General features: G+C 65.0%; 18 protein-coding genes. 9 read left to right on the top strand and 9 right to left on the bottom strand.

Annotation, left to right across the window (positions count from 1 at the left end; genetic code table 11):
• The first annotated feature begins 146 nt into the window (after window positions 1–146).
• The gene (locus tag DVK03_RS15925) at window positions 147–1,802 is read left to right on the top strand and encodes a multicopper oxidase family protein (protein ID WP_115803684.1); all 1,656 of its coding nucleotides are present in this window, start codon (window positions 147–149) and stop codon (window positions 1,800–1,802) included.
• 16 nt (window positions 1,803–1,818) lie between these two features.
• On the opposite strand, the gene DVK03_RS15920 is transcribed toward DVK03_RS15925, so the two are convergent.
• Both DVK03_RS15920 and DVK03_RS15915 read right to left on the bottom strand, forming a co-directional pair.
• Complete coding sequence (locus tag DVK03_RS15920) at window positions 1,819–2,424, bottom strand: YqaA family protein (protein ID WP_008606005.1); 606 nt, start codon at window positions 2,422–2,424, stop codon at window positions 1,819–1,821.
• A gap of 199 nt (window positions 2,425–2,623) precedes the next feature.
• On the bottom strand, window positions 2,624–5,650 hold the full coding sequence (locus DVK03_RS15915) for an FAD-binding and (Fe-S)-binding domain-containing protein (protein ID WP_115803358.1): 3,027 nt from the start codon (window positions 5,648–5,650) through the stop codon (window positions 2,624–2,626).
• Window positions 5,651–5,803: 153 nt separating this feature from the next.
• Here DVK03_RS15915 and DVK03_RS15910 point away from each other — a divergent pair, with 153 nt between their 5' ends.
• Entirely contained in the window at window positions 5,804–6,685 is an 882-nt protein-coding gene (locus DVK03_RS15910) for a GAF domain-containing protein (RefSeq protein WP_004041332.1), read from the top strand.
• A gap of 182 nt (window positions 6,686–6,867) precedes the next feature.
• Window positions 6,868–7,632 carry an IclR family transcriptional regulator gene (locus tag DVK03_RS15905; protein WP_004041333.1) on the top strand — a complete coding sequence of 255 codons (765 nt, stop codon included), beginning with the start codon at window positions 6,868–6,870 and terminating at the stop codon, window positions 7,630–7,632.
• Between the two features lie 80 nt (window positions 7,633–7,712).
• Here the strand turns inward: DVK03_RS15905 and aceB are convergent, their stop codons facing one another.
• Window positions 7,713–9,023 (bottom strand): malate synthase AceB, encoded by a 1,311-nt coding sequence (gene aceB, locus DVK03_RS15900; protein WP_115803359.1) that lies wholly within the window; start codon window positions 9,021–9,023, stop codon window positions 7,713–7,715.
• Window positions 9,024–9,885: 862 nt separating this feature from the next.
• Complete coding sequence (locus DVK03_RS15895; protein WP_255409753.1) at window positions 9,886–10,347, bottom strand: nucleoside deaminase; 462 nt, start codon at window positions 10,345–10,347, stop codon at window positions 9,886–9,888.
• Window positions 10,348–11,499: 1,152 nt separating this feature from the next.
• Between DVK03_RS15895 and DVK03_RS15890 the strand changes: the two genes are divergently transcribed.
• Window positions 11,500–12,696, top strand: a complete 1,197-nt coding sequence (locus DVK03_RS15890; protein WP_115803360.1) for an ABC transporter substrate-binding protein — start codon at window positions 11,500–11,502, stop codon at window positions 12,694–12,696.
• Between the two features lie 6 nt (window positions 12,697–12,702).
• Entirely contained in the window at window positions 12,703–13,815 is a 1,113-nt protein-coding gene (locus DVK03_RS15885; RefSeq protein WP_004041337.1) for an iron ABC transporter permease, read from the top strand.
• 45 nt (window positions 13,816–13,860) lie between these two features.
• Here DVK03_RS15885 and DVK03_RS15880 read toward each other — a convergent pair whose 3' ends face one another.
• Window positions 13,861–15,423, bottom strand: a complete 1,563-nt coding sequence (locus DVK03_RS15880) for a PAS domain-containing sensor histidine kinase (RefSeq protein ID WP_115803361.1) — start codon at window positions 15,421–15,423, stop codon at window positions 13,861–13,863.
• A gap of 330 nt (window positions 15,424–15,753) precedes the next feature.
• On the opposite strand from DVK03_RS15880, the gene DVK03_RS15870 reads away from it, so the two are divergent.
• The 3 genes from DVK03_RS15870 to DVK03_RS15860 all read left to right on the top strand — a co-directional run bounded on the left by DVK03_RS15870 (window position 15,754) and on the right by DVK03_RS15860 (window position 17,975).
• On the top strand, window positions 15,754–16,938 hold the full coding sequence (locus DVK03_RS15870; RefSeq protein WP_115803363.1) for an outer membrane lipoprotein carrier protein LolA: 1,185 nt from the start codon (window positions 15,754–15,756) through the stop codon (window positions 16,936–16,938).
• Between the two features lie 352 nt (window positions 16,939–17,290).
• On the top strand, window positions 17,291–17,662 hold the full coding sequence (locus tag DVK03_RS15865) for a helix-turn-helix domain-containing protein (protein WP_004041341.1): 372 nt from the start codon (window positions 17,291–17,293) through the stop codon (window positions 17,660–17,662).
• A gap of 1 nt (window position 17,663) precedes the next feature.
• The gene (locus DVK03_RS15860; RefSeq protein WP_004041342.1) at window positions 17,664–17,975 is read left to right on the top strand and encodes a hypothetical protein; all 312 of its coding nucleotides are present in this window, start codon (window positions 17,664–17,666) and stop codon (window positions 17,973–17,975) included.
• A gap of 122 nt (window positions 17,976–18,097) precedes the next feature.
• On the opposite strand, the gene DVK03_RS15855 is transcribed toward DVK03_RS15860, so the two are convergent.
• Window positions 18,098–19,522, bottom strand: a complete 1,425-nt coding sequence (locus tag DVK03_RS15855) for a DUF6498-containing protein (RefSeq protein WP_115803364.1) — start codon at window positions 19,520–19,522, stop codon at window positions 18,098–18,100.
• 151 nt (window positions 19,523–19,673) lie between these two features.
• Between DVK03_RS15855 and DVK03_RS15850 the strand changes: the two genes are divergently transcribed.
• Window positions 19,674–20,978 carry a DUF6498-containing protein gene (locus DVK03_RS15850; protein ID WP_233564214.1) on the top strand — a complete coding sequence of 435 codons (1,305 nt, stop codon included), beginning with the start codon at window positions 19,674–19,676 and terminating at the stop codon, window positions 20,976–20,978.
• Here the strand turns inward: DVK03_RS15850 and DVK03_RS15845 are convergent.
• Genes DVK03_RS15845 through DVK03_RS15835 form a run of 3 tightly spaced genes read right to left on the bottom strand, consistent with a single transcriptional unit; the run spans window position 20,900 to window position 23,462 of the window.
• Entirely contained in the window at window positions 20,900–21,640 is a 741-nt protein-coding gene (locus DVK03_RS15845) for an ABC transporter ATP-binding protein (protein WP_115803365.1), read from the bottom strand. The two genes, DVK03_RS15850 and DVK03_RS15845, sit on opposite strands and share 79 nt — an antisense overlap.
• Entirely contained in the window at window positions 21,640–22,527 is an 888-nt protein-coding gene (locus DVK03_RS15840; protein WP_115803366.1) for an ABC transporter permease, read from the bottom strand. Before DVK03_RS15840 ends, DVK03_RS15845 begins: the two co-directional genes overlap by 1 nt.
• A complete protein-coding gene (locus DVK03_RS15835) occupies window positions 22,524–23,462 on the bottom strand; it encodes an ABC transporter permease (protein ID WP_115803367.1) in 939 nt (312 codons plus the stop codon). Before DVK03_RS15835 ends, DVK03_RS15840 begins: the two co-directional genes overlap by 4 nt.

The following is a 23,462-nucleotide window of genomic DNA, read 5'->3' as shown; positions in this document are numbered from 1 at the left end:
CCTGATTCGGACATTCAGAAGATTTAATATAATAACTCCCAAGTCGTAGTTCAGGGTCCATCATGACAGACTGGTCTAGGCGGCGGTTCTTACAGACAGGCGCAGCCCTCGGCATCGCCGGAACGCTCCCGCAGACGACGACGGAGGTGTCGGCGGCGTCACCGACGTTGGAGAAGTTCGTCCAACCGCTTCCGATTCCGTCGGTTCGAGAGCCCGACGGACAGCGAGACGGCGCGGACGCGTACGAGATAGCGGTCACCGAGTTCACCCAACAGCTTCACCCGGACCTGCCGGAGACGACGGTCTGGGGGTTCGACGGGTCGTATCCCGGCCCGACCATCGAGGCGGACGCCGGGAGCCCGGTCCACGTTCGCTTCGACAACAGCGGCCTCCCGAGCGAACACCTCTTTCCCGTCGACGACCGACTCGGCGGCACGACCGCGGAGAACCACCCCGGCTACGACGGTCCCGTGCCGGAGGTTCGGACCGTCACGCACTTCCACGGCCTCGAACTCGACCCCGCGAACGACGGGCAGTCCGATATGTGGACCTCGCCGGGCGGGGTCGAGGGACCGCGGTTCGACTCGGCGTGGCAGGAGCTTCCGATGGAACAGGGGCGAACGACGTCGACGTACCACGACCACACGCTGGGCATCACGCGACTCAACGCCTACGCCGGGCTTCTCGGTCTCTACTCGATTACGACCGACGCGGAGCGCGAACTCGGCCTGCCGTCGGGCGACTACGACATCCCGCTGTTGCTGCAAGACAAGGAGTTCAACGACGACGGCTCGCTGCACTACCCCGAGGAGTTCGTCTCGGCGTTCCTCGGCGATACCGCCGTCGTCAACGGGGCCGTGTGGCCGTACGTCGAGGTCGAACCGCGGCGGTACCGGTTCCGCATCCTGAACGGCGCGAATCACCGCTCGTTCGACCTGCAACTGGAGAGCGAAGGCGGGTCGGGCGTCCCGACGATGTACCAGTTCGCCCCCGGTCACGGCTTCCTCGAATCGGTCGTCCCCATCGGCCCGAACGGCGACCTCGACTCCCTGCTGCTCACGCCGTTCGAGCGCGGCGAACTCGTCGTCGACTTCTCCGACCACGCGGGCGAGACGCTCACGCTCGCCAACGGGGCCGACATGGGTCCCGAACTGACCGACCTCGTCGAGTTCCGCGTCTCGGACCCGTCGACGCCGCCGGAGGACGCGAGCGCCGACCCGACGAGTCTGTCGCTTCCGACGCCGGCCTCGTACGACGAGAGCGACGCGCGGGTGACCCGCGAGATGACGCTCGGGACCGAGGTTCGAAACGGCCTCATCACGCACACGCTGAACGGCCACGTCTTCGGCGACGAGGACGCGCCGGTCTACCCGCAACTCGGATCGACCGAGATATGGGAACTGCAAAACGAGTCGGGCGGGCGACACCCGATTCACCTGCATCTGGTCACGTTCAGAGTCATCGGCCGCGGACCCGACGGGACGCAACCGCCGGACCCCAACGAACTTGGGCCGAAAGACACCGTCCGCGTCGACCCCGGCGAACGCGTGCGGATACTCGTGACGTTCGAGGGCTACACCGGACAGTTCCCGTGGCACTGCCACATGCTCGAACACGAGGACAACAAGATGATGATTCCGTTCGTCGTCGAGAACCCCGTCGCGGACTACGCGAACGAGGAGAACGTCGTCGACGCGACGGGGCTGACCGACGCGGTCGGTGACTGGCGCAACGAAACCCTCGAAACCGAGGTGCTGCTCGAAGTCATCGACCAGTGGCGAAGCGGCGACGAAGTCGCCTGACCGCGGTTCCGCCGACTTACTGCACCGGCTCGGCCGAGCGGTCCGAGAACCACCGATTGCGGACGACGTACGCGACGAGGACGACCGCGGTGGCGACGCCGATAATCGAGTACACGTCGACCTCGGTGAGCGACCGGGCGGCTTCACCGAGGTAGACCGCCAGTATCGCTTCGAGAGTGTACCGCCCGCCGCGGCCGAGCACCGACGCCGCGAGGTACGTCCGGAGGTCGAGGTCGAACACGCCCGACCCGATGGAGAGCAGTTCGTACCCCTCCGGAATCGGCGCGAACGCTCCGAACGCGACCGTCACGAACCCCGAGCGTTCGAAGTAGCGCTCCACCTTGTGAATCCGCTCGCCCGCGAATCGCGAGTCCAGCGCGCGCCGGCCTCCTTTCTTGCCCATGAGGAAGCCGACCAGCCCCGCCGACACCGACCCGACGGTCGCAACGACTGCGTACGGGAGCGCGAACCCGGGGTTCGTCGCCGACAGCGGGACCAGCACCAAGTCCGGCGGGACGGGTAGCAAGAAGAATTCGAGAAACGCCACGAGCAGCAGCCCCGGCGCGCCGAGCGAGGCGAAAAACGCGGTCGAGAGTTCGACGGTCTCCAGTACGTCTAGCATCGTCGTCTCTACGCAGCCGCTGCTGTCAGTAATAAGTATCGCCGGCCGTGAACGTCGGCTCCGCGGGTGGGAACCGGCGGCACGAAACGTCGCCGCGGGTGCAAGGCGGCGAGTTCGGTGCTGGTTCGTGAACCGCGTCAGGCTGGCTGGTCCGGGGGGAGCGCGTCAGGCTATCGGCTGTCGGCTGTCGGTGGCGTGGTCAGTCGAGGGCTTCGGCCATCTTCTCGATGGGGTGGGGCGGGCGGGACTCGCCGGGTCTGTCGCCGAGTTGGGAGCGACACGACGCGCCGGGTGCCGTGACGACGTCGCCGGGGCTGTCGTCGACCTGTCCGAACAGGATTTCGCCGATGCCCTTCGAGAGTTCGTAGTGCTCTTCCTCGTAGCCGAACGACCCGGCCATCCCGCAGCAACTGGAGTCGAGCGGGTCGACGGCGTAGCCGGAGCGTCGCAGGACGCCCACGGCGTGGTGGTCCTTGTTCGTCGCCTTCTGGTTGCAGTGGCCGTGGTACGTCAGCGTCTCGGCGGGGGCGTCGAAGTCGAGGTGGTCGTCGGCGCGCGCGGCGTCGAGGTACTCCATGACGCCGTAGGCCGACCCCGAGACGAGTTCGACGGCCGTCCCGTCGAGGAGGTCGAGATACTCGTCTTGGAACATCACCGCGTCGGAGGGCTCGACGAAGACGACCGACCAGCCGTCGTCGACGTAGGGGCGAAGTCGCCCGACGTTGTGTCGCGCTCGGTCGCGGGCCGTGTCGAGCATCCCCATCGAGAACGCGGCGCGACCGCTCGATTCGAGGTCGCTCGGAATCCGAACGTGGACGTTCGCGGCTTCGAGGACCTCGACCGCGGCCTTGCCGGGTTCGGGGTAGTTGTAGTTGGTGTAGGTGTCGGGGAACAGAAGCACCTTCCCGCGGGCCTCGGCGGGCGGCACCGACGACCCGCCGCGGGCCTCGAACCACTCCTCCAGCGACTCGCTGCTGAAACTCGGCAGGTCGCGCTCGCTGGCGATGCCGAGGACCTTCTCCAGCAGGAGACGGCTCCCCGGAAGCTCCGCGGCGACGTTCGAAAGCGGGGCGAGTTTGCTCCCGAGTTTCGACAGCGTGTCGACGTTGGCGAACACCCGCGAGCGGAGGCTGGTGCCCTCTTTCTGGTGGTACTGGTGTTTCACCTCGGATTTCAGCTTCGCCATGTCGACGCCGGTCGGACAGTCGCTCTGACAGCCCTTACAGCCGACACAGAGGTCCAGCACCTCGGTCTGGAAGCGCTCGGAGTACAGTTCGTCCTCGGGGAGTTCACCCGAGATGGCGGCCCGGAGCATGTTTGCGCGCCCGCGGGTCGTCTGGACTTCCTCCTTCGAGGCGCGGTAGGTCGGGCACATGGTGTTCGAGTCGGTCTGCCGGCAAGTGCCACAGCCGTTACAGAGTTCGACGAGGTGCGAGAAGCCGCCCTCGTCGTCGAAGTCGAGGTCGGTCTGGGGCTCAACGGACTGGTAGTCAGGACCGTAGCGGAGGTTCTCGCGCATGTCCGCGCCGACGCCCCGGTCGCTGTCCGGGCCGGGGTCCGAGGGTCCGTCGCGGTAGACGACGTTTCCGGGGTTGAACAGCCAGTCGGGGTCGAACGCCGTCTTCAGTTCCTTGAACGCGCCCCAGAGTTCGGGTCCGTACATCTTCGGGTTGAACTCGGTCCGGGCCATCCCGTCGCCGTGCTCGCCCGAAAAGGCCCCGTGGTGTTCGACGACGAGGTCGGTCACGTCGTCGGTGATGGAGTGCATCTTCTCGATACCCTCGTTCTCCTTGAGGTTCAGAATCGGGCGGATGTGGAGCGTCCCCGACCCGGCGTGGGCGAAGTACGCGGCCGACGTGCCGTGGTTCTCAAGGACGTCCTCGAACTTCTGGACGTACTCCGCGAGTTCTTCGGGCGGGACGGTCGCGTCCTCGATGAACGGGTACGGCTTCGGGTCGCCTTCGAGGCTCATCAACAGCGGAATCGCCGCCTTGCGGAGCTTCCACAGTCGGCCTTGGCTCTCCTCGGAGTAGGCTTCGAGCACGTCGAACGCCGCGCCGGAGTCGACGAAGTGGGCGTTCGTGTCCGCGACCGCGGCCTCGAAGTCGTCGACGAGTTCGTCGTCCCACTCCAGCATCAGCGCCGCCTTCGCGCCCTCGGGGATGGGTTCGGCGTACTCGGCGTAGCCCTCCGACTCGCGGGCGAGGCGGAACACCTCGTCGTCCATGAGTTCGACGGCGCTGACGGGGAATTCGAGCGCCTCCGGGACGGCCTCCATCGCGTCCACGAGGTCGTCGAAGCAGTACAGCGCGAGCGCCGTCTCGTCCGGCTTGGTGACGAGCGAGACGGTCGCCTCGACGATGACGCCGAGGGTGCCCTCCGCGCCGACGAACAGCTTCGAGAGGTTGATGACCGCCTCGCCGTCGTCGTTCTCGTAGATGACTTTCTGGAGGTTATACCCCGACACCGAGCGCTTGAGGCTCGGATACTTGTTCTCTATCTCCGACTCGTGGTTCTCGACGAGCGCCCGGACCGTCCGGTAGATGTTCGCCTCCAGGTCGTCTTGGGCGAGAATCGAGTCGTACTCGTCGCTGTCGAGGACGACCTCGCGAGTGTGAATCAGCGAGCCGTCGGCCAGAATCACTTCCAACTCCTCGGTGTAGGCGTCGGTGATGCCGTAGCGGACCGAGTGCGCGCCCGTGGAGTTGTTGCCGATGCCGCCGCCCACGGTCGAGCGATTCGAGGAGGCGGGGTCCGGCGCGAACTTGAGGCCGTGGTCCGCGAGCGCGGCGTCGAGGTGGTCCTGAACGCACCCCGGCTGGACGGTGGCACGCCTCGCCTGCGGGTCGATATCGACGATATCGTCCATGTACTTCGTGAAATCGATGACGACGCAGCCCCGTCCGACGGTCTGACCGCCCAGCGAGGAGCCCGTTCCGCGTGGCAGAACGGGGACGCCGTGGTTTGCCGCGGTCTCCACGGTGGCGCGAACGTCGTCGGCGTCCCTCGGCAGGACGACCCCCGCGGGTCGCGCCTGATAGATGCTGCCGTCGGTCGCGTACAGCACCTGCGCGTACTCGTCGAACTTCACGTCGCCGTCGACGCGGTCCCGTAACTCCGTCGCCAGTGCAGTGTAGGCCGTCGCGTCCGGACGGTCCACGTCGAGCGTCGTCGCCGATGTCTCTCCTCCCCGTGGGGAGTCGAGCACGTCTTCAACTGCCATCATCAATGATACACATACGCACGGATTAAATCCTCTGGTGTTGCGACACGTTCTCGTCCCCCGAACGGCTCTCACGACCGACGTGGGGATTTATAGTCGCGTCCTCGGTACGTATCCTCATTCATGGTCAGGTCACCGAACTGGAATCAAACTGACGTGGCGCGCGCCATCCCGACGGCGTCCAAGACGGAGGTCGACCAACTGCTCGCGAGCCTCCAGCGACTGACCGGTATCGGCGTGTGGTCCTACGACGTGTCGCGCGACGAACTGTGGTGGAGCGACGAGGCAAAGCGAATACACGGGTTCGACGCGGCGGCGACGCCGACCGTCTCGGACGTCGTCGAGCAGTACGCCGAAGGCGACCAAGACGGCGTGTTGGTTCGCCTCGGCGACGCTATCGAACACGGCGAGCCCTTTGCTATCGACGTGCGGTACGCGAGCGAGCGAACGACCGAGCGGTCGATACGGCTTTCGTGCGACCCGCTGGTAGAGGACGGTCAGACGGTCACGCTCTACGGTGTCGTGCGGGACGTGACGGACACGAAGCGTCAGGAACAGCGCATCGAGATTCTTCGCCGGACGAGCCAGGAGTTACGGAACGCGAGTTCGAAGGCGGAGGTGGCGGAGATACTGGCCGACGCGGCGAAGAACGTCCTCGGCCTCGTCAACACGACCGTCCGGTTGGTCGACGAGAACCGGAACATGCTCCAAACCATCGAAGCGACCGAGGAGTGTCTGGAACGCGCCGGCGACCGGCCGAACTACTCGGTCAGCGAGGACACGCCGGCCGCGCGGACGTACCGGACGGGCGAGCCGGTCATCCACGCGAACCACGAGCACACCGAAGACGACCACAGTCGGGGCGCGCTCCAATCGGGGCTGTACGTCCCCATCGGGAGCCACGGCGTGCTCAGCGCCGGCGACGTGGTCGTCGACGCGTTCGAGGAACACGACCTCGAAGCCGCGGGCCTCCTCGGCCAACTCGGCGCGGAGGCAATCACGCGAATCGGCTGGGTGAAACGGTCGCGGGCGATTTGACGGCCGACCGAACAGCCACGACGCACGCGAACCGAACAGCGTTCGACGCATCCCACCGTTCTATTTCGTTTGTTCCCGCGGGAATACGAGAGAAACATGCCCGGATTGACCGGGCTGGCGGGGCAGTTCAGCTGATTTACATTATGGCAACAGTTATGAACCATCATGATAATAATTGGTGTATGATTGAGAACGTGACCGGGCGACGGCTCAAGACGACCCAGGCCTCGCTGGAGATTCTCAGCCTCATTCTGGAACACGACGGTCTCACACTCGCTGAACTGGACACGATGGTCGACAGTTCGAAAAGCTCCATTTGTAGTCACCTCAACACGCTCTTGGAGAGTCGGTATCTGGTCAAGCGCGACGGCGTCTACCGCGTCAGTTTCAGGGTGGCGCTGTTGGGCGAGCGCGCCCGACATCGGTATCCGAGCGACGAGGTCGTCGAGCGGGTCGTCGACGAACTGGCCGACGCGACCGGCCAAGAGGCGAACTTCACTATCTTCGAACACGGTCGGCTGCTCATGTGTTACGGCTCGTCGACCGACGAGGGACGGGACGCGAACGGCATCCGCTACCGGTCGGAGTACCACCTGCACAACACGGCCGCGGGGAAAGCCATCCTCTCGGAACTGGACCGCGACGAGGTGGCGTCGATAGTCGACCACTGGGGCCTGCCGCGGGAGTCGGAGGGTACGATTACGAACGCCGACCGGCTGTTCGACGCGTTGGACGAAATCGCGACTCAGGAGTACGCCGTCGTCGACGAGGAGTTCGCGCCGAATCTCATCGCCGTCGGCGCGCCGGTCCACGACGGCGACGGGCGTATCGTCGGCGGCCTCAGCGTCGGCGGCCCGAAGTATCAGGTGGATATGACGCGACTCGAACGCGAATTCGCCGACGAACTGCTGAACGCCGTCGAGTCGCTGGAAGCGGCGCTCTCGTAGGCAAACACCGCCGTCTCAGGTACCAAGCGCGAAAATGGCGGGTGCGGGTTGGCTGGCGTTGTCAGGCTGACTGCTGGTCGTTAGTCGTCCGTCCCGACGGCCATCGCGCGCTCGACGATGCCCTCGCCGTACATCTCCTCGAGGGCGTCGTGTTGGTCCGGGCGGTGCTCGTACACGTCTTGGAACAGGGCGACGGGCGTCATCGCGGCCTGATAGGTCGCCTCGTCCCACATGCGGTCCTTGGCGATGTCGACTTCGACGCCGTCGATGACGAGCGTCGTCGCCTGCGTCATCGCAATCGCGCCCTTGCCGGCCTCCTTGGCCGCCTCGAACTCCTCCATGGAGTCGACGATGTCGTCCATGCTCGGGACGTAGGTGGTGAGGTCGAGCAGCTCCTCGTGGAGTTCCTCGCCGTCGAGTTCCTGTTCTTCGCCGTCGACGCGGAGCACGTAGCTGTCGTCGCCGACCTGTTCGAGCGAGAGTTCGTCGCCGTCGTACACCTGTCGACCGTCCTCGGCGTCGAGTTCGATTTCGTCGTCGTCGAGTTCGAGGAGCCAACTACCGGTCTTCGGCGGCAGCGGTGCCTCGTTGGCGGTGACGACCTGCCCGGGCGTGAGCGCCCAGATACCCGTCATCCCCATGGCGCGGTTCTCGACCATGCGTTCGCGGTAGCCCTCCACGTCGCGGATGTCGTCGTAGGGGCCGTCCACGGCGATACAGCCGGCGGCGCTGGCCCCGCGGGAGGTGTTGTGCCGCAGTTCGGCCCACGCCGGAAGCTCGCCGGTCGGCGTCATGGCGCGCATGTCCTTCGTGTAGTCGACCTGCCCGTCGACGAGGAGGAACAGCCGTTCGAGGTTGTTGGAGGGCTTGCCCTTCTCCGCGCGGAGGTCGCTCATCGCGAGTTCGGCCTCGCCGCTCTCGATGATGACCGACATCGAGAGGCTTCCCTCGTCGAGACCGTGTTCGTTCTCGATGATGGTGATGAACTCGTCTGCCTTCTTCCAGTCGTCGAGGTCACCGACCTCGGGGATGACGAACCCGTCGATGTGCTCGACCGCACCGTTTTCGGGGTCGGTGATTTCGAGCATCTGCTTGAAGCCCTCGTAGCGGGTCGAGGGGTCGTCGCGGTGCCAGACGACGCGGGGGTGAATCTCGCCGGGGAAGTCGGCTCCGTGTTCGGAGACGACCTCGACGAGGTTCTGGACGCCCTCGGCCCGCATCGTCGGTGCCGTGGCGTCCTCGTTGTCCGGAATCCATGTGTCGGGGGCCTGCATCCCCCGAAGTTGGGCCGCGCTCTGCAACATCTTCGCCGAGTTCTCGCCGCTGACCGCCGTCGGCGAGGTGAAAAACGTCCGTACGAACTCTCGTTCGTAGTTTCTGTCGCTACTCATATCGACAGTCGAAACGTCTCTTGCGAAACATATTAAATATTTAGACTCGCCCAACTTCGAGTCGAACTCGGGCGGTTCGCCGTGATTTCGTTCCTGAGCTCACCCGACGAGTGCGACCGACGATACACCCCACCGTTCGGTCACCGCACCGCCTCATCACCACTATCATCACTAACTTACATTATGTAAATGTGTATGATGTCATGTGTGCACATTATACAGATATATGGGATTAAGTGAAAATTGATTACAAGCATATGGTTGTAATGCTTTGCGGTGGGTCGCCGTGAGGTAGACCATCGTTCGAATTATGTAAATACTCGTTGTCGCTCAGTCCAAGCGCAACGTCTCGTCTCGATACCGGCCGACGACGGGTCGGTCCGTAGCTTGACGTGGCTTCACCGAGTTGCCCGTTCGTATCAATTTTCAATATTACTAAGAGAACAATTAGATAGTCAGATACAGGAGGCTCGGATTGCGAACGACGGCCGTCGTCGAACGTACCTCATCGACCGCCGAACTGAGTAGTACACCCATTACAGAGCACAAACAGCGTTTGGTGCACGAATGAGAGATTCGGAGACGAGATGGAGCGGTTCCGAACACGTCGCTCGATTCGAACGCGCCCTCGTCAGCCGTGAATATACAGCTAGAGGAGATACGCCGCCGGTATCGACATTCAGATTCAGCGAGTGGGCCCGAACGCTCGTCGATACGGTGTCGACCTGTGAATGTAGCTGTGATTGATATTTGATACGGGTATTCGAATGAACTATTGAATTTCTGACTGTTCGAAACGCCCGATGCTCCGGGCGTTCGCGCTCCGGTTGAGTCGGCGTTCGTCGCGGTGGTTGGCTGGCTCCTACCACTCGTACTCCCGGTGAACCCGCCGGGCCTCGTCGTTCAGCACGGGGCCGACGACCTCGGTGACGCCGTCGAGAACTGCGGCCGACCGAACGCCGGGATTCGAACCCGTGAACTCCCCGATTTCGTCGCCGCCGACACCGTACACGACGCGCGCGAACCCGGCGGTCGCCATTCCGCCGGCGCACATGGGACAGGGCTCCGTGCTGGTGTACATCACCATCGCCGCTCGCTCGTCGGCGTCGTACTCCCGACACGCCTGATAGGCGAGTTGTAACTCGGGATGGCGTCGGATATCGGACTCCGTCACGATTCGGTTCGAGTCGCGCATGATGACCTCGTCGTCGCGGACGAGTACGGACCCGAACGGTTCGTCGCCGCGAGCGGCCGCCTTTCGGGCGAGTTCGAAACTCTCGCGCATGTGTCTCTCGTGGTCGAAGTCGTCGAAGTGCGTCGTCACGGTCGCCTGTGCTCACTCCCGAGACCGAGTTAAATCGAACGGCGGGTCGTAATTCGGGTTTGTCGAGTTATCTAAATTATTCTGATTCCGTGGATTCTTTCGATATTCTGAGCTAGTAGGATTTTCCGGAAAATCGAACGCCACCGGATTCCTCAACGATGTGCAGTTCCGGGGGACATCCGAGCAATTCTGGTAATTTAAATAATTTACAGTATCTGGATGTGGAACAGTATCTCGACTGTGGGCCATCGAGGTAACCGACGATAGCGAAATAATCTGAATAACGAGACGTATAATGATAAGCCGAAGTAGACAGATTATGTATCTCCTCTCATCTGGGTGGATACTGCGACGACGACGAACGAGCCACAGAATTGCAGTTAATTGAATTACTCGACGAATATAGATAATTTAGGTTATCTACAATATCCTTATTACGCACGTTTAGGCAGCTGACTCCGCGCGCCCGAATCCGCGGCCGCGGTGATACACTTCGAGACTGTGTGTAATTCAGATAATGTGAAGTATGTGGCTTAGATAGAGTATCTAAATACTGTAAAGTTGGTCGATAATGGCCTGTTGTCGAATTATGCATCGACCCGATGGGGCACCGTATCGACAGTACCGACACTACCGAAGTACTCCAGACAATCCACATAATTCACAAATCGAGGTAGTTCGGGAAATTCAAATTATTCGAATTACTCAGATAGGGTGGATGTGGTCGGTCGAATACACTCCGTGGGGAGGGTTGAGACTGGCACCGTGTCGCGCTGGACTGGACGGCGGCGCGGTGACGACAAACGCGAGAACGGATTAGCCCAACTTCGACAGCAGTTTGCGACCGGTCCACCGGCTAACTCCCGGGAGAGGACGAGCCATTCGACGCGACAGCACGACGTAACACGACCGAACGCCCGTCACCGCGGACGCGAGCGTCGAAAACCGACGCGAGAGTGTTAGTAACCCCATCTGATAATTTGGATATTCGCTAGCTGGACAACCCGGATTAGAGATGGGCGATACCACAGTTATAATCATTATATCTACGGTCGAAATATGCGTGTGGCCCGACATTGTCGTGCGATATCCTGTTATTAGGTTTGCCTAAACTTCGAAACGGTTATCTGTCTTTAGGCAGGCCTAAATAATATGGTTCGAAGACGACAGATACTCGCAGGAAGTGCAGGACTCTTCGCATCGGCTCTCGCTGGCTGTACCGCGGGCGGGAGCGCGGATTCCGAGTCGACGGCCGCCGCGGAATCCGAAACCGAGGCCGCCACCGAGTCGACGACGACCGAACAGACGACCGAGAGCGCCGGGCAGTACACCGTCGAGATAGAACCGAACGACCCGTACACGTTCGAAGCAGTGCCGGAGACGTACGGCGTCGCCTCCGGGCCCTTCCTCGATATGGGGATGGCGCTCGGCATCCATCCGAGTGCGACCACCGGCCTCGAACGCGCGCCGCTCAAGTTCTACGACCTCCTCGGGCTCGAATTCGACGAGAGTCGAATCACCAAGCTCGCGAGCGGTGCGGAATCCGGCTTCGACAAGGAGAACTTCTACGCCGCCGACGCCGACGTGTGGCTCATCGCCCGCGCCACGCTCGGCCGCTACGTCAGTTGGGGCGCCTCGGACTACGAGGAAGTCGAATCCCAGACCGGACCCTTCCTCGGCACGACTCTCCGGTTCGCCCCGACGGCCGCCGTCAGCAACGAGCCGAATCCGTACACGCTCTACGAGGCGTTCGAGAAGGTCGCAACGGTGTTCCAGCGCCGACAGCAGTTCCAGGCGTGGCAGTCGTTCCACGACGACTTCATGAGCACTATCGAAGCCGGTCTCCCACCGGAGGACGAACGCCCCACGGTCGCCGCCATCTGGCGCGGCGTCAGCCCCGACTCCGGCCAGTTCCGCGTCGCGCCCCTCCACCGCCTCGGCAACAACACCAAGTCGTACTTCCGGGTCGGCATGAAAGACGCCTTCGAGGGACGCTACCCCGAGGGACCCATCGGCTACGAGGAGCTCATCAACGTCGACCCCGACTACATCGGCGCGGTGGGCGCGCTCACCTCCTCGACCCGCGAGGAGTTCGTCGACACCGTCGTCGAGCCGTTCGAGAACAACGAGAGCGGACAGCGGCTCACGGCCGTTCAGGAGGGCAACCTCATCCGAAGCGCCGGGCAGTACATGGGCCCAATCGTCGATATGTTCTCGACGGAAGCCGTCGCCAAGATGGTGTATCCCGACCAGTTCGGTGAGTGGCCGGGTGCGGTCGGAGACGTGCCCGAAGACGAACAGCTGTTCGACCGCGAGCGCCTCGTCGACATCGTCAACGGGAACTTCTGACGCCCGATGAGCAAGGTTACAGACGCGGTCGGTGCGGTTCGCGCGGAGTGGCGCGACCGGTACGCCGACTCGATGCTCGCCCTCGTCATCGTCGGCAGCCTCGCGGTCCTCCTCGGGGCGACGCTCTTACAGGTGAGCTTCGGCGCGTACCCCCTCACCCTCTCCGAAGCGTGGGGTGCTGTCTTCGACTCGGCGGTCGTGTTCGACGCCGACGTGTGGCGTGCGTTCCTGCTCGGCGGCGACATCCCCGAATGGTTCACCCAGCGCCAGTTCGTCGTCTGGAACATTCGCCTGCCGCGGGTTCTCGTCGGCGTCCTCGTCGGTGCCAACCTCGCGGTCTCGGGCGCAATCTTCCAGGTCGTCACCCGAAACGAACTGGCGAGTCCGTACGTCCTCGGCATCAGCGACGGCGCGGGGCTCGTCGTGCTCGTCACGCTGACGTTCCTGTCGGGACTGCTCCCGCTCATGCCGGTGCTCGCCGCCGTCGGAGGCGCAATCGCGTTCCTCCTCGTCTACCTCATCGCGTGGAAGAACGGCACCTCGCCGGTCAGACTCGTCCTTGCGGGCGTCGTCGTCGGGACGGTCTTCGGCTCCGTCCAGCGCGCGATGTTCTTTTTCATCAACGACCTCGGCGTCGTGATGTCCGCGCAGGCGTGGCTGTCCGGGTCGCTGCTCGGAACCGACTGGGCGCAGGTGCGTATCGCGCTCCCGTTCACCATCGTCGCGCTCGGACTCGCGCTCGCGGTCACCAAGGAACTCGACGTGCTGCTCCTCGGCGAGGAGACCGCGCAGTCCCTCGGGATGCCCGTCGAGAAGGTCCGCTTCGCCGTCGCCGGTATCGCCATCCTCTCGACGGCGGCGGCGATAGCCGTCGCGGGACTGGTCGGCTTCGTCGGCCTCATCGTCCCGCATATGGTCCGGAACCTCGTCGGTAGCAACTCGAAGCGGCTCCTCATCGGCTGTGCGTTCCTCGGGCCGGCGCTCCTCGTCGGTGCCGACGTGGGCGCGCGACTCGCGCTGAGTCCGATTCAGCTCCCGGTCGGCATCATCACCGGCCTCGTCGGGGGACCGTACTTCCTCTACCTCATGCGGAAAAAAGAGGACATCGGGTCGGTCTGAGGCCGTCGCCCCGCGTTCTCGGGCGGTGAGGCCGATACAGCCGCGTCAGTGCTCCGGCGTGGGGAGCCTGACTTCGACCGTCGACCCACCGCCGGCGCGGTCGACGATAGAAACCTCGCCGTCGAACTGCGTGACGAACCAGGAGACGGTCCACAGTCCCATCCCGCTCCCGTGCGACAGCGGCGTTTCCTTCCCGCGTTCCAAGATTTCGCGTTCCGTCTGCGGGATTCCCGGCCCGTTGTCTTCGACCGTAATTTCGACTCGCTCGCCCGAGATGCGGCGCGACGCGACGGTGACCACGGGGTCATCCTCGTCGTTGTGGACGATGGCGTTCTGCACGAGTTCGTCGAGCGCGAGGGAAAGCGAGTGCGCGCTCGCGAGCACGGTCTGCTCGCCTGCCCGGAGTCGAATCGTCGCATCGGGATATCGCCGCTCGTACGTCCGCTTGATATCCGACAACACGTCGTCGACGCGGACCGGCTGCTTGTCGGTGGATTCCTCCACGACGTTCTCGAACCGCCGGGCCTTCTCGCCGGTCGACATGAGGTCGTCGGCGTTCTCGATGATTCGGTCCGTCTTCGAGACCATCGCCTCGACCGAAAACTGACTCACCGCGGTGACTATCTCGTCGAGCGCTCGAAGTTCGGCATCGATACCGCTGGTCGTCTCGCTGAGGTTCGTCACCGTCTCGGCCAACAGGTCGTAGTCGCCCTTCTCCGTCGGGAGGTCGACCGCGTCGAGGTCTCGGCGCAACTCTCGTGCGTACCCGCTGACGATATTAAGATTGTTCCGCAGGTTGTGCCGAAGCACCCGATTCAGCACCATGAGTCGCTCTTCGCGCTCTTTTCGGTTCGAGATGTCGCGCACCGCGCCGCGGACGCTCATGCCGTCATCCGCTGCCTCGCCTCGGATTTGAACCCACCGCGTTCGACCCGAAGCCGTAATCACCCGCATCTCGATGTCGAACGACTCGCCGTCGGCCCGCGCGCTCTCGATAGCCTCATTGATAATCGTCCGGTCGTCCTCGTGAAAGAACTGTCTGAGCTCTTCGAGCGTCAGTTCCGTGTCGGGCGGGAGATCCACCAGTCGTTTCGTCCCGTCGGTCAGCTGTAAGTCGTTGGTCCCGTAATCGACTTCCCACCCCCCGATATCGGCCAGTTGTTCGGTGCGTTCGAGCCGGTCTCGATTCCGTTCCAGCTCTTGTCGGTACTCGTAGGTCTCGGTGATGTCCCGGACGATTTTCGTGAACCCGCGGAGCTCCCCGCGGTCGTTGGTCAACGCGCGAACCGTGACGTGCGCGAGAATCCGCGACCCGTCTTTCCGGACGCGCCACCCCTTTTCCTCGTAGCTCCCCTCCGCTTCGGCGACTGCGAGCACCGTCTCGGGCGACGTACCGTCGCCGCTGTCGGGGTAAAACACCGACAGATGGCGGCCGAGAATCTCGTCGCGCTCGTAGCCTTTGATTCGTCTCGCGCCCTCGTTCCACGTTGCGACGTATCCGTCCGCATCGAGGAGAAATATCGCGTATTCAGTTACCTCCTGAAAGAACTCTCGTAGGATGAGATCGGATTCGATGTGTTCGAACAGCTCTCTCCGCTCGCTTGACATTACTGGTTGAGTACCATCCGCACGCGCATAAACTCCCCGGCGTTCGAGGCGTGTGCGGTCGGAAGCGCCGTCGACCGGTCGTCGAGTCACCCGTCAGCGAGTCGAGCAACGAGCGTCGTCTCGGCGACGAACGTCTGCACCAGACCCATTGGAGGGCGCAGACCAACGCCCGCGTTCGCGTCGAAGGCGTCGTGGAGGGCGACATATCAGACCCGTCTCGCGCCTTGCGCGTGTAGCTATCGGTCCGGTGGGCGCTCGGCCCGGCGTCCAGAAGTATTTAGCCGTCGGCACTCCGACACGCAGTCGAACTTCCGCCAGAGTGCTTCCAGTATGACCCGCCCTCCACTCCGACTCAACCGACGCACGCTCGCCGCGTTCGTGCTCGTCGCCGTCGCGCTCTCCGCGGTCCTCTGGACGACGGGGGGCGCGATAGGCGACGCGAGCCCCGCAGTCGACGCGAACGTGACCGAGCGCTACCGCGGCATCGACGCGCTCACCGGAACACAGACGGTCGAGGTCCGAGCCGACGACACGGTTACGTCTCGGACCGTCGCCGACGTGACGCTCGTCCCGGAGACGGAGCGAAAGCGCGTGAACTTCCGGAACGCGACGAATCGACAGTACGACCGGCAGGTCTCGAACGGGTCGACGCTCTGGCTTCACGAGACAGACAGGGATGCGGTGACCGTCATCGAACTGACGGGGCCGCCGACCGAGTCGAGGACGGCCGAACGGCTCCAACTGCTCGTCGCGGCCGCGGGGCTGACCGACGACGCCGGTCGTCCGCAGTCCATCGGCGTGTCACCGCTCCCCGTCGTACCGCGGCACGCCGGTGTCGCCCCCGGAGCCGACGCGAACCGTAGCTACACCGTCAAGTTCGTCGAGACCGACACCGTCGGCGGGCGCGAGGCGTACGTCCTCGACATCGTACCCGAGACGAACCGGAGCGAGGCGGGCTACCGCCAGCGGTTGTGGCTCGACACCGAGCGGTTCTACCCGCTTCGCAAGCAGACGGCGTGGACGGCCGACGGGACTCGGCGGTCGGTGACGACGACGTACACGAACGTGACGTTCGACGCGGCGGTGTCGGCCGACACGTTCCGCCCGGACATCGGCGCCGGCACGACCGTCGAGCGTCAGGAGACGCCGAACACGTCGTGGTTCCGGAGCAGGGCCGACTTGGTGGCGCGGAGTTCGATTTCGGTTCCCGAGCCGACGGTTCCGTCCGCGTACGAACTGGTCTACGCCACGCGGACCACCGGCCGCATCGACGGGGTCGGACTCCGCTACGCCGCCGGCGGCCGCGAACTCACGGTCGCGAAGTTCAACTACACCCTCGACATCGACGCCGACGAGCGCGACGCGACGGTCGGCGGCCGGCCGGCGACTATCGACTACGGACCGACCACCTCGGTGTCGTGGAACTGCGACGGCTACGGGTACACCGTCCGCGGGACCGGCGTCGAGACGGACCGCCTCGTCGAAGTCGGTCGCTCGGTCGGCTGTCCCGCCTGAAAACGGGCGAGTTTCTGGGTCAGAAACTGGCCCCCGTTTTATATGGGCTAACGGCGCGTCGGTCGAACTGCGATGGGCCCCGCCGAACTGACGCCGGACTGCCCTCCCGAGCAGTACCGGACTGTGCCCTCTGACAGCACCCCGGCACCCATCGCGGTCATCGCTGACGCAGCAGCCCCTCCACAGCATCGCCGTACTACCCCGCAGTATCGACGCACTAACCCGTACCATCGTGCTCTCTCGACAGCCCCGCCGTGCTCCAGCCCCGATTCGGACTCCAACTCGGTCGCCGCGACCAACAGGGGTGGAAACCCGTGGGCCTATTAATCCGACGAGCAGTCATTCGACCACCGTGAGTGAGGATCCGGCGCTGGGCGATATTCTCGACCTCCTCAGCGACGAGTACGCCCGAGACATCCTCGCAGCGACGAGTACCAAACCAATGTCCGCACAAGAGCTTGCCGACGAGTGTGAGATGTCCAAACCGACGGTCTACCGCCGGGTGGAACGATTACAAGCGTACGGACTCCTCGACGAGCAGACCGAGATTCGAACCAGTAACAACCATTACAGCGTCTACACCGCCACGCTCTCCGAGTTCTCCGTGGCGCTAGACGACGGGTCGTTCGAGGCGTCGCTGACGCGTACCGACGACGAGTCGTTCCCCGGCGAGGGGGAATCCGACACCGCCGACCGCTTCAAACGGATGTGGGAGGACCTCTGAGATGGCGACGCTGTCGGCCGTCCTCGACTGGCTTATCGTCTCGCTCGCCCTCGGGTCGACGCTCGTCGGGAGCTACGTCGGCTATCAGGCCTATCGCGGCTACCGCCGTCACGACAGCCGGACGATGCGGGCGCTGTCCGCGGGCCTGTTCCTCCTCACGGCCGTCGCGTTCGGCGTCGCATTCGTCGGCTCGGTGCTCCTGCGTCAGGGCTACATCGGCCTCCAGTACCAACAGCCGCTCACGCTCGTCACGCGGCTGTTCCAGTTCTGCGGCGTGGTGCTCATCGCCTACTCGTTACATTCGCGAGGGTAGTCCGTCCGCGGGCCGTCGCGGCGGTCTCACCGGGTGGTACTCCCTACATCACGTTACTCGCTCTCCTCGCACTCTCTCACCTACTCGCACTTACTTCTGAAGCGACAGTTCCGACTCTCGCCTCACGGGTGTGCGAGCGTCCAGAACCCCTTGGGAACGGCGGCGAAAACCGGAAACAGGAACAACGCGAGCAGCCAACTCGTGGAGGGACCGAGTGGAGTGGTCACCACGGTGACGACGCCGACCGCAGTGAGAACGACCGAAGCGACGGCGGCCCCGGCGAAGCGCCGGTCGAGCGGCGGGAGCGTCGTGGACTCGACCGGCAGGTCGAACGCCTCGACGACTCTCTCGGCGTCCGCGACCGGCCCGAACGCGCGCTCCGTCTCGTCGTCGCCCCGGCCGACCGTCGCCGCGATGGTTCGCGTTCCGAGATAGCGGTCTGTGGGACGGGTCGCCACGACCTCGGCGTCGCGGAAGTCACCGACCGCCGCCGCCCACTGCGGTTCGCCGGTCAAGCGGTCGTGAGCGACGAGTCGGCCGCCGAACCGCCGGTAGGTCAGCCACCCGCTCGCGAGCGTGTCCTCGACCACGTCGCCGGCGAGCATGAACCCGAGGAGGGCGAGTCCGAAGAGGCCGAATCCGACCCAGACCGCGAGCGAGGCTTCCTCGGCGACGAAGGCGGTCCCGCCAATCCAGACCATCGCGGCCATGGTGACGTAGAACGGACCCGTCGTCGTGACCGCGCGCCAGACCGCGGCCGCGACGACCGCACGGCGGTCCACGTCGACTTCGGCCGCGGGTCGGCCGTCGGGAACGTCGAGCGCCTCGCGGGTCGCCTCGCTGTCGGGGCCGGAGAGCCAACTAGTGAGCCGGCCGCCGCCCCGGTCCGCGCGGAAGCCGGACCACTCGAAGAGGAGTTTCACGAGCACGAACGCCGCGAGGGCGACCGTCGCGCCGCCGAGGACGACGACGAACAGGAAACACGCGAGGAACATCGCCTGCCGGGCGGGGATTTCGACGAGGGCGTACGGCGAGCGCTCCGCGTATCGGTCGCCGCGGAGGAACGCGGCCGCCGTCTCGCCGACCTGCCCGACGACGAGCGCGGCGACGCTGACGACCGCCTCCGGGCGGGCGAGCACGTCGAGCACCGAGACGACCTCCGAGAGCGGCGCGAGGAGGAAGACGCCGACCCACGCGCCGCCGCCGACGACGGCCGTCGCGAAGGGGACGTTGCGGGGATACACCGGCGGGAGTCGGTCGTGAATAGTGACGCTCCCGCGCTTATCCACGAGGTCGCTTTCGGACCGGCTGAGCACGCCGCCCTCGCGGGACGAGGTCGGCGGTCGGCCGGCGAACAGCGCTTTCACACCCGAAAGCGGGAACAACAACAGCAGTTCGAGCGCGTAGACCGCGAGGAGGGTTTCGGGGTTCCAGCCGAACCACAGCACGCCGACGAGGGGGAGAAGGTTCGCGGAGAGCACCGGGAGAAACCCGATGCCGGCGGGGAGAGACGACGGTGAGGCGTCACCGTACCGTGGAGGGGCCATCGGATGCGTCGTTTTACGCATCCAATCATATAACTGCTGAAACCCGCGCTCGAATCGGCCCGGCGGCGCGCGACGACTCGGGAAGCGACTCCGACGCCCGACGCGAGTCAGACCACCTAACTGTCCCGAGTGAACTGTCCCTGTATCGACAATGCTCACTCCCAGCGAGAGGCGGCGAGCGAAAGTGGCGGTGTTGCTGGCGGTCAACGCCGTGCCGCTCGTCGGCGTGCTCGCGCTCGACTGGTCGCTCGTGGCGCTGTTGGCGGTCTACTGGGTCGAACTCGGCGCGTGCCTCGTCGGTGCCGCGGTGAAGGCGCTGTTCGCGGAGGGTAAGCCGACCTACAACGCGAACGGCTTTTCGTGGCTCGTGTTCGGTGCCCTGTCGGAAAAGCGCGGCCGCATCAGCCTTCCCGTCCTGCCGCTGTCGATTCAGGTCGCGAACCTCCCGGCCATCATGATGACCCTTGCCGTCGGCAGCGTCGGTTGGGCCCTTTTCGGCGCAATCGGGGTCGGCGGCGTCGGGGAGACCACGGGCGCGACGATGACCGACGCCGAATCGCTCTCCGTCGGCTTGGGCGTGCTCGCCGTCATCTTCGGCCGCGCCGTCGACGTGGGTCGGTACTTGCTCGGCGGAACCCACGCGTCGGTCCCGCCGCAGCAGCCGCTTCGGTCGGCGCTCACGTCCATGGCCGGAACCGGTTCGGCGCTCCTCGTCGGCGGCGGGTTCGTCATCTCGGGTGCCCCGCCGCCGTTCGTGCTTGCGTTCGTCCTCGCGGTGAAACTGCTCGCCGATATCGTCGACGTCTACCGCGACCGACTGGAGGCGTTCGACGAGCGCACGTCGGTCGAACTCGGGTTCGCTCCCGACACCCCCGAGTGGGAGCGAATCGAGAGTTCGCGGGACGGGTCCGAAATCGTCCGTCCGAAGCCGTCGGCGGTCGTCGTTGGCGGGGTCGTCCGCGGGCTTAGCTCTCCGCTCTCGGTCTTGCTGGTGGCCTCGTTGACGCTGCTTGGCCTGCTCAGCACCGCGACGACCCCCGGCGTCGCGGTCGAACTGCTCGGGGGAGCGGTGGTCGTCGCCGGAGCGTTCACCGCGCTGGGCGTCTTCGACTGGTCGTTCCGGTATCTGGCGATGGAGTACCGCGTCGACGACGCGGACGACGCGGACGCCGACCCCGGGCGAGTCGTCGGCTACGACCGCCTGTTCGGGCCGCAGTGGCGACTCGCCTCCGAGTCGCGCGCCGAACTGGAGCGCGTCCGAAGCGTCACCGACCGCCTGTTCGGAACCGAGACGCTCCGCCTCGAACGCGATGACCGCGTGTACCGACTGCCGCACCTCTCCTCGGACGCCGTCGCACTCGCGCCGCTACGGCCGAGTCACCAGCTGACGAACGGGAGGTCGGGCGCGTCGAGCGCGACGAACTCCGAGACGAACTCGGTCGCCGGCGATTCGTAGATCTCTCGGGGCGTGCCGACCTGTTCGACGCGACCCTCGTTCAACACGGCGACGCGGTCGCACATCACCATCGCCTCCGCTTGGTCGTGGGTGACGTAGAGGCCGGTGACGTCCAACTCGGCGAGGAGCGCGCCGACTTCGGTCCGCAGGCGCGCCTTCAGTTGGGCGTCGAGTCCCGTCATCGGCTCGTCCAACAGGAGGACGTTCGGCTTGATGGCGAGCGCGCGCGCCAGCCCGACGCGCTGTTGTTGGCCGCCGGAGAGCGTCGTCGGGTCGCGGTCGCCCATCTCGTCGATGTCGAGCATGTCGAGCAGTTCTGCGGCCCGGTTCCGTCGCTCGCGCTTCCCGACGCCCCGCATCTTCAGCCCGAACGCGACGTTCTCGATGACCGTCATGTTGTCGAACAGGGCGTACTCCTGGAACACCAACCCGACGTTGCGGTTCTCCGGGGGGACGTTCGTCACGTCCTCGCCGTCGAACCTGACCGTCCCGTCGGTCGGCGTCTCGAAGCCGGCGACGGTTCGCAGGGTCGTCGTCTTCCCGCACCCCGAGGGGCCGAGGACGCCCAGAATCTCGCCGTCCGAGACGGTGAGCGAAACGCCGTCCAGCGCCGTCGTGTCGTCGTAGTCCTTCCGAACCGCGTCTAGTGTCACGTCTGCCATTAGCCACCTCTGATGTCGAAGCCGCGGCGACCGACCCGCTGCAAGAGGAGGGTGACCGCGACGATGATGAAAAAGAACATCGACACGGCGGCCGCCGCCTTGGTGAACGAGCTGTTCGAGATGTGTCGCTGCAAGAAGAGCGCGAGCGGTTGGGTGCCGTTCGCCCAGACGATGTACGAGAAGTTGAACTCCGCGGCCGCGAGCGCCCAGCAGATGATGGCTCCCGAGACGATGCCCGAGCGGGCGTTCGGCACGATGACCGTCAGGAACGTCCGCGGCCACGACGCGCCCAGCGAGCGCGCCGATTCCTCCAGTTGCCGGAGCGGCATCGACTCGAACTCGCTTTGGACTGCCATCACCATGAACGGCGCTTTCAACAGGGAGTAGCCGACGATGAGCCCGAAACTCGTCGCCGAGAGGTCCGGATACGCCCGGAGGAACGCGACGCCCAGGATGACGCCCGGCACGAGCGGGAGCACCGAGACGGCGTTGACCCACTCTCTGCCCGGGAACTCGTATCGAGCGACCGCGTACGCGATGGGGACGCCGACGACGAGGTTGATGAGGACGCCACCGAGCGCCAGCCCGATGCTGAACGCCAACTCCGCCGGGACCAACACCGTCAGCGTCTCGCCGCCGAGCGGGAGCCTGAACAGCGGGCTCCATCCCATACTGCGCTGGGAACCAATCGTGTCCGCGAGCCCCAGCACCGCCCGCCAGTTCTCGAAGGTGACGAAGCCCGAGGGGAGAACGCCGGTCCAACTCGCGGCGAACGAGGCGACGACGGTGAGGACGATGGGCGCGATGAGGAACGCGACCGTCGCGAACAGGGTCAGCGCCACGACAGACCGCCCGAGCCGACGCGAGAGGGACGGGGACGGCCTCATATGCCGACCTCCGCGCTGGTGTACCGAAGTCCGAGGACGGTGAACAGGAACGTGAACGCGAAGTAGACGGTCGCCATCGCACCGGCGACCTGCACGTCGTAGCCGACGCCGAGTTCCCGCGAGAGTTGGAGCGTCCAGACGACGAGCGTCTGGATGACGACGAGCGTCCCGAAAATCGCCAGCCCCGTCCGGAACGTGAGAATCAGCGCGCCGGTGATGCCCGGTCGAATCTGCGGGAGCGTGACGTACCGAAACGTCTCGAACGGCGTCGCGCCGAGGGCTTGGGCGGCCTCCTCGGCTGCCGAATCGACCTCGGCGTACGTCCCGCGGAGGATGAGCGTCGCGCGCGGCACCATCGAGTACACGAAGGCGACGAACAGCCCCGGGACGCTGACCGCAAAGGCGAGGTCGGTGGGGCGGCTCCCGGTGAGGGCGGCCGCGACCGCGGTGACGACGCCGTTGTTTCCGAACAGCACCAGAATCATGAACGCGGCGACGATGCCGGGGAGGCTGATGGGAAACGAGACGAGCGTGACGAGGAGGTCCTCGCCGGGGAGGTCGTACTTTTCGAGGGCGTGCGCGATGGGGACGGCGAGCCCGACCGAGACGAGCGTCGTTCCCGTGGTCAGCCACAGAGAGTCGAACGCCACCCGGCGGTAGTAGGGGTCCCCGAACAGCGTCGCGTAGGCGTCGAGCGAGAACCCGACCGACCGATACTGGGCGGTCGAGACGCTGATGCGAACGACTTCGGAGAGGGGATACAGCCCCGCGACGACCACCAACGCGGCAAACGGCGCGCACAGCGCGACGATGCGGCGGTACTCGCGCTCCCGTTCGGTGACGGGGTTCGCGACGGTCTCGACCGCGCCGACGACTCGCGCCGTGAGCGCCCGGACTGTCGAGAGCGAGCTGTTCTCGGCGTGTCGGTCGGACAT

The organism is Haloferax sp. Atlit-109R (assembly GCF_003665865.1).
Lineage (GTDB): Archaea > Halobacteriota > Halobacteria > Halobacteriales > Haloferacaceae > Haloferax > Haloferax volcanii.
The sequence above is the reverse complement of the archived record's forward strand: the minus strand, read 5'-3'. Positions and strand labels throughout refer to the sequence as shown.

Bases quoted from the DNA above. Each gene is read 5' to 3' on its own strand.
- DVK03_RS15920 (WP_008606005.1), bottom strand. From the start codon at position 2,424: ATGCTAGACGTACTGGAGACCGTCGAACTCTCGACCGCGTTTTTCGCC.
- DVK03_RS15915 (WP_115803358.1), bottom strand. From the start codon at position 5,650: ATGATGGCAGTTGAAGACGTGCTCGACTCCCCACGGGGAGGAGAGACA.
- DVK03_RS15905 (WP_004041333.1), top strand. From the start codon at position 6,868: ATGATTGAGAACGTGACCGGGCGACGGCTCAAGACGACCCAGGCCTCG.
- aceB (WP_115803359.1), bottom strand. From the start codon at position 9,023: ATGAGTAGCGACAGAAACTACGAACGAGAGTTCGTACGGACGTTTTTC.
- DVK03_RS15890 (WP_115803360.1), top strand. From the start codon at position 11,500: ATGGTTCGAAGACGACAGATACTCGCAGGAAGTGCAGGACTCTTCGCA.
- DVK03_RS15885 (WP_004041337.1), top strand. From the start codon at position 12,703: ATGAGCAAGGTTACAGACGCGGTCGGTGCGGTTCGCGCGGAGTGGCGC.
- DVK03_RS15880 (WP_115803361.1), bottom strand. From the start codon at position 15,423: ATGTCAAGCGAGCGGAGAGAGCTGTTCGAACACATCGAATCCGATCTC.
- DVK03_RS15870 (WP_115803363.1), top strand. From the start codon at position 15,754: ATGACCCGCCCTCCACTCCGACTCAACCGACGCACGCTCGCCGCGTTC.
- DVK03_RS15860 (WP_004041342.1), top strand. From the start codon at position 17,664: ATGGCGACGCTGTCGGCCGTCCTCGACTGGCTTATCGTCTCGCTCGCC.
- DVK03_RS15855 (WP_115803364.1), bottom strand. From the start codon at position 19,522: ATGGCCCCTCCACGGTACGGTGACGCCTCACCGTCGTCTCTCCCCGCC.
- DVK03_RS15850 (WP_233564214.1), top strand. From the start codon at position 19,674: ATGCTCACTCCCAGCGAGAGGCGGCGAGCGAAAGTGGCGGTGTTGCTG.
- DVK03_RS15845 (WP_115803365.1), bottom strand. From the start codon at position 21,640: ATGGCAGACGTGACACTAGACGCGGTTCGGAAGGACTACGACGACACG.
- DVK03_RS15840 (WP_115803366.1), bottom strand. From the start codon at position 22,527: ATGAGGCCGTCCCCGTCCCTCTCGCGTCGGCTCGGGCGGTCTGTCGTG.
- DVK03_RS15835 (WP_115803367.1), bottom strand. From the start codon at position 23,462: ATGTCCGACCGACACGCCGAGAACAGCTCGCTCTCGACAGTCCGGGCG.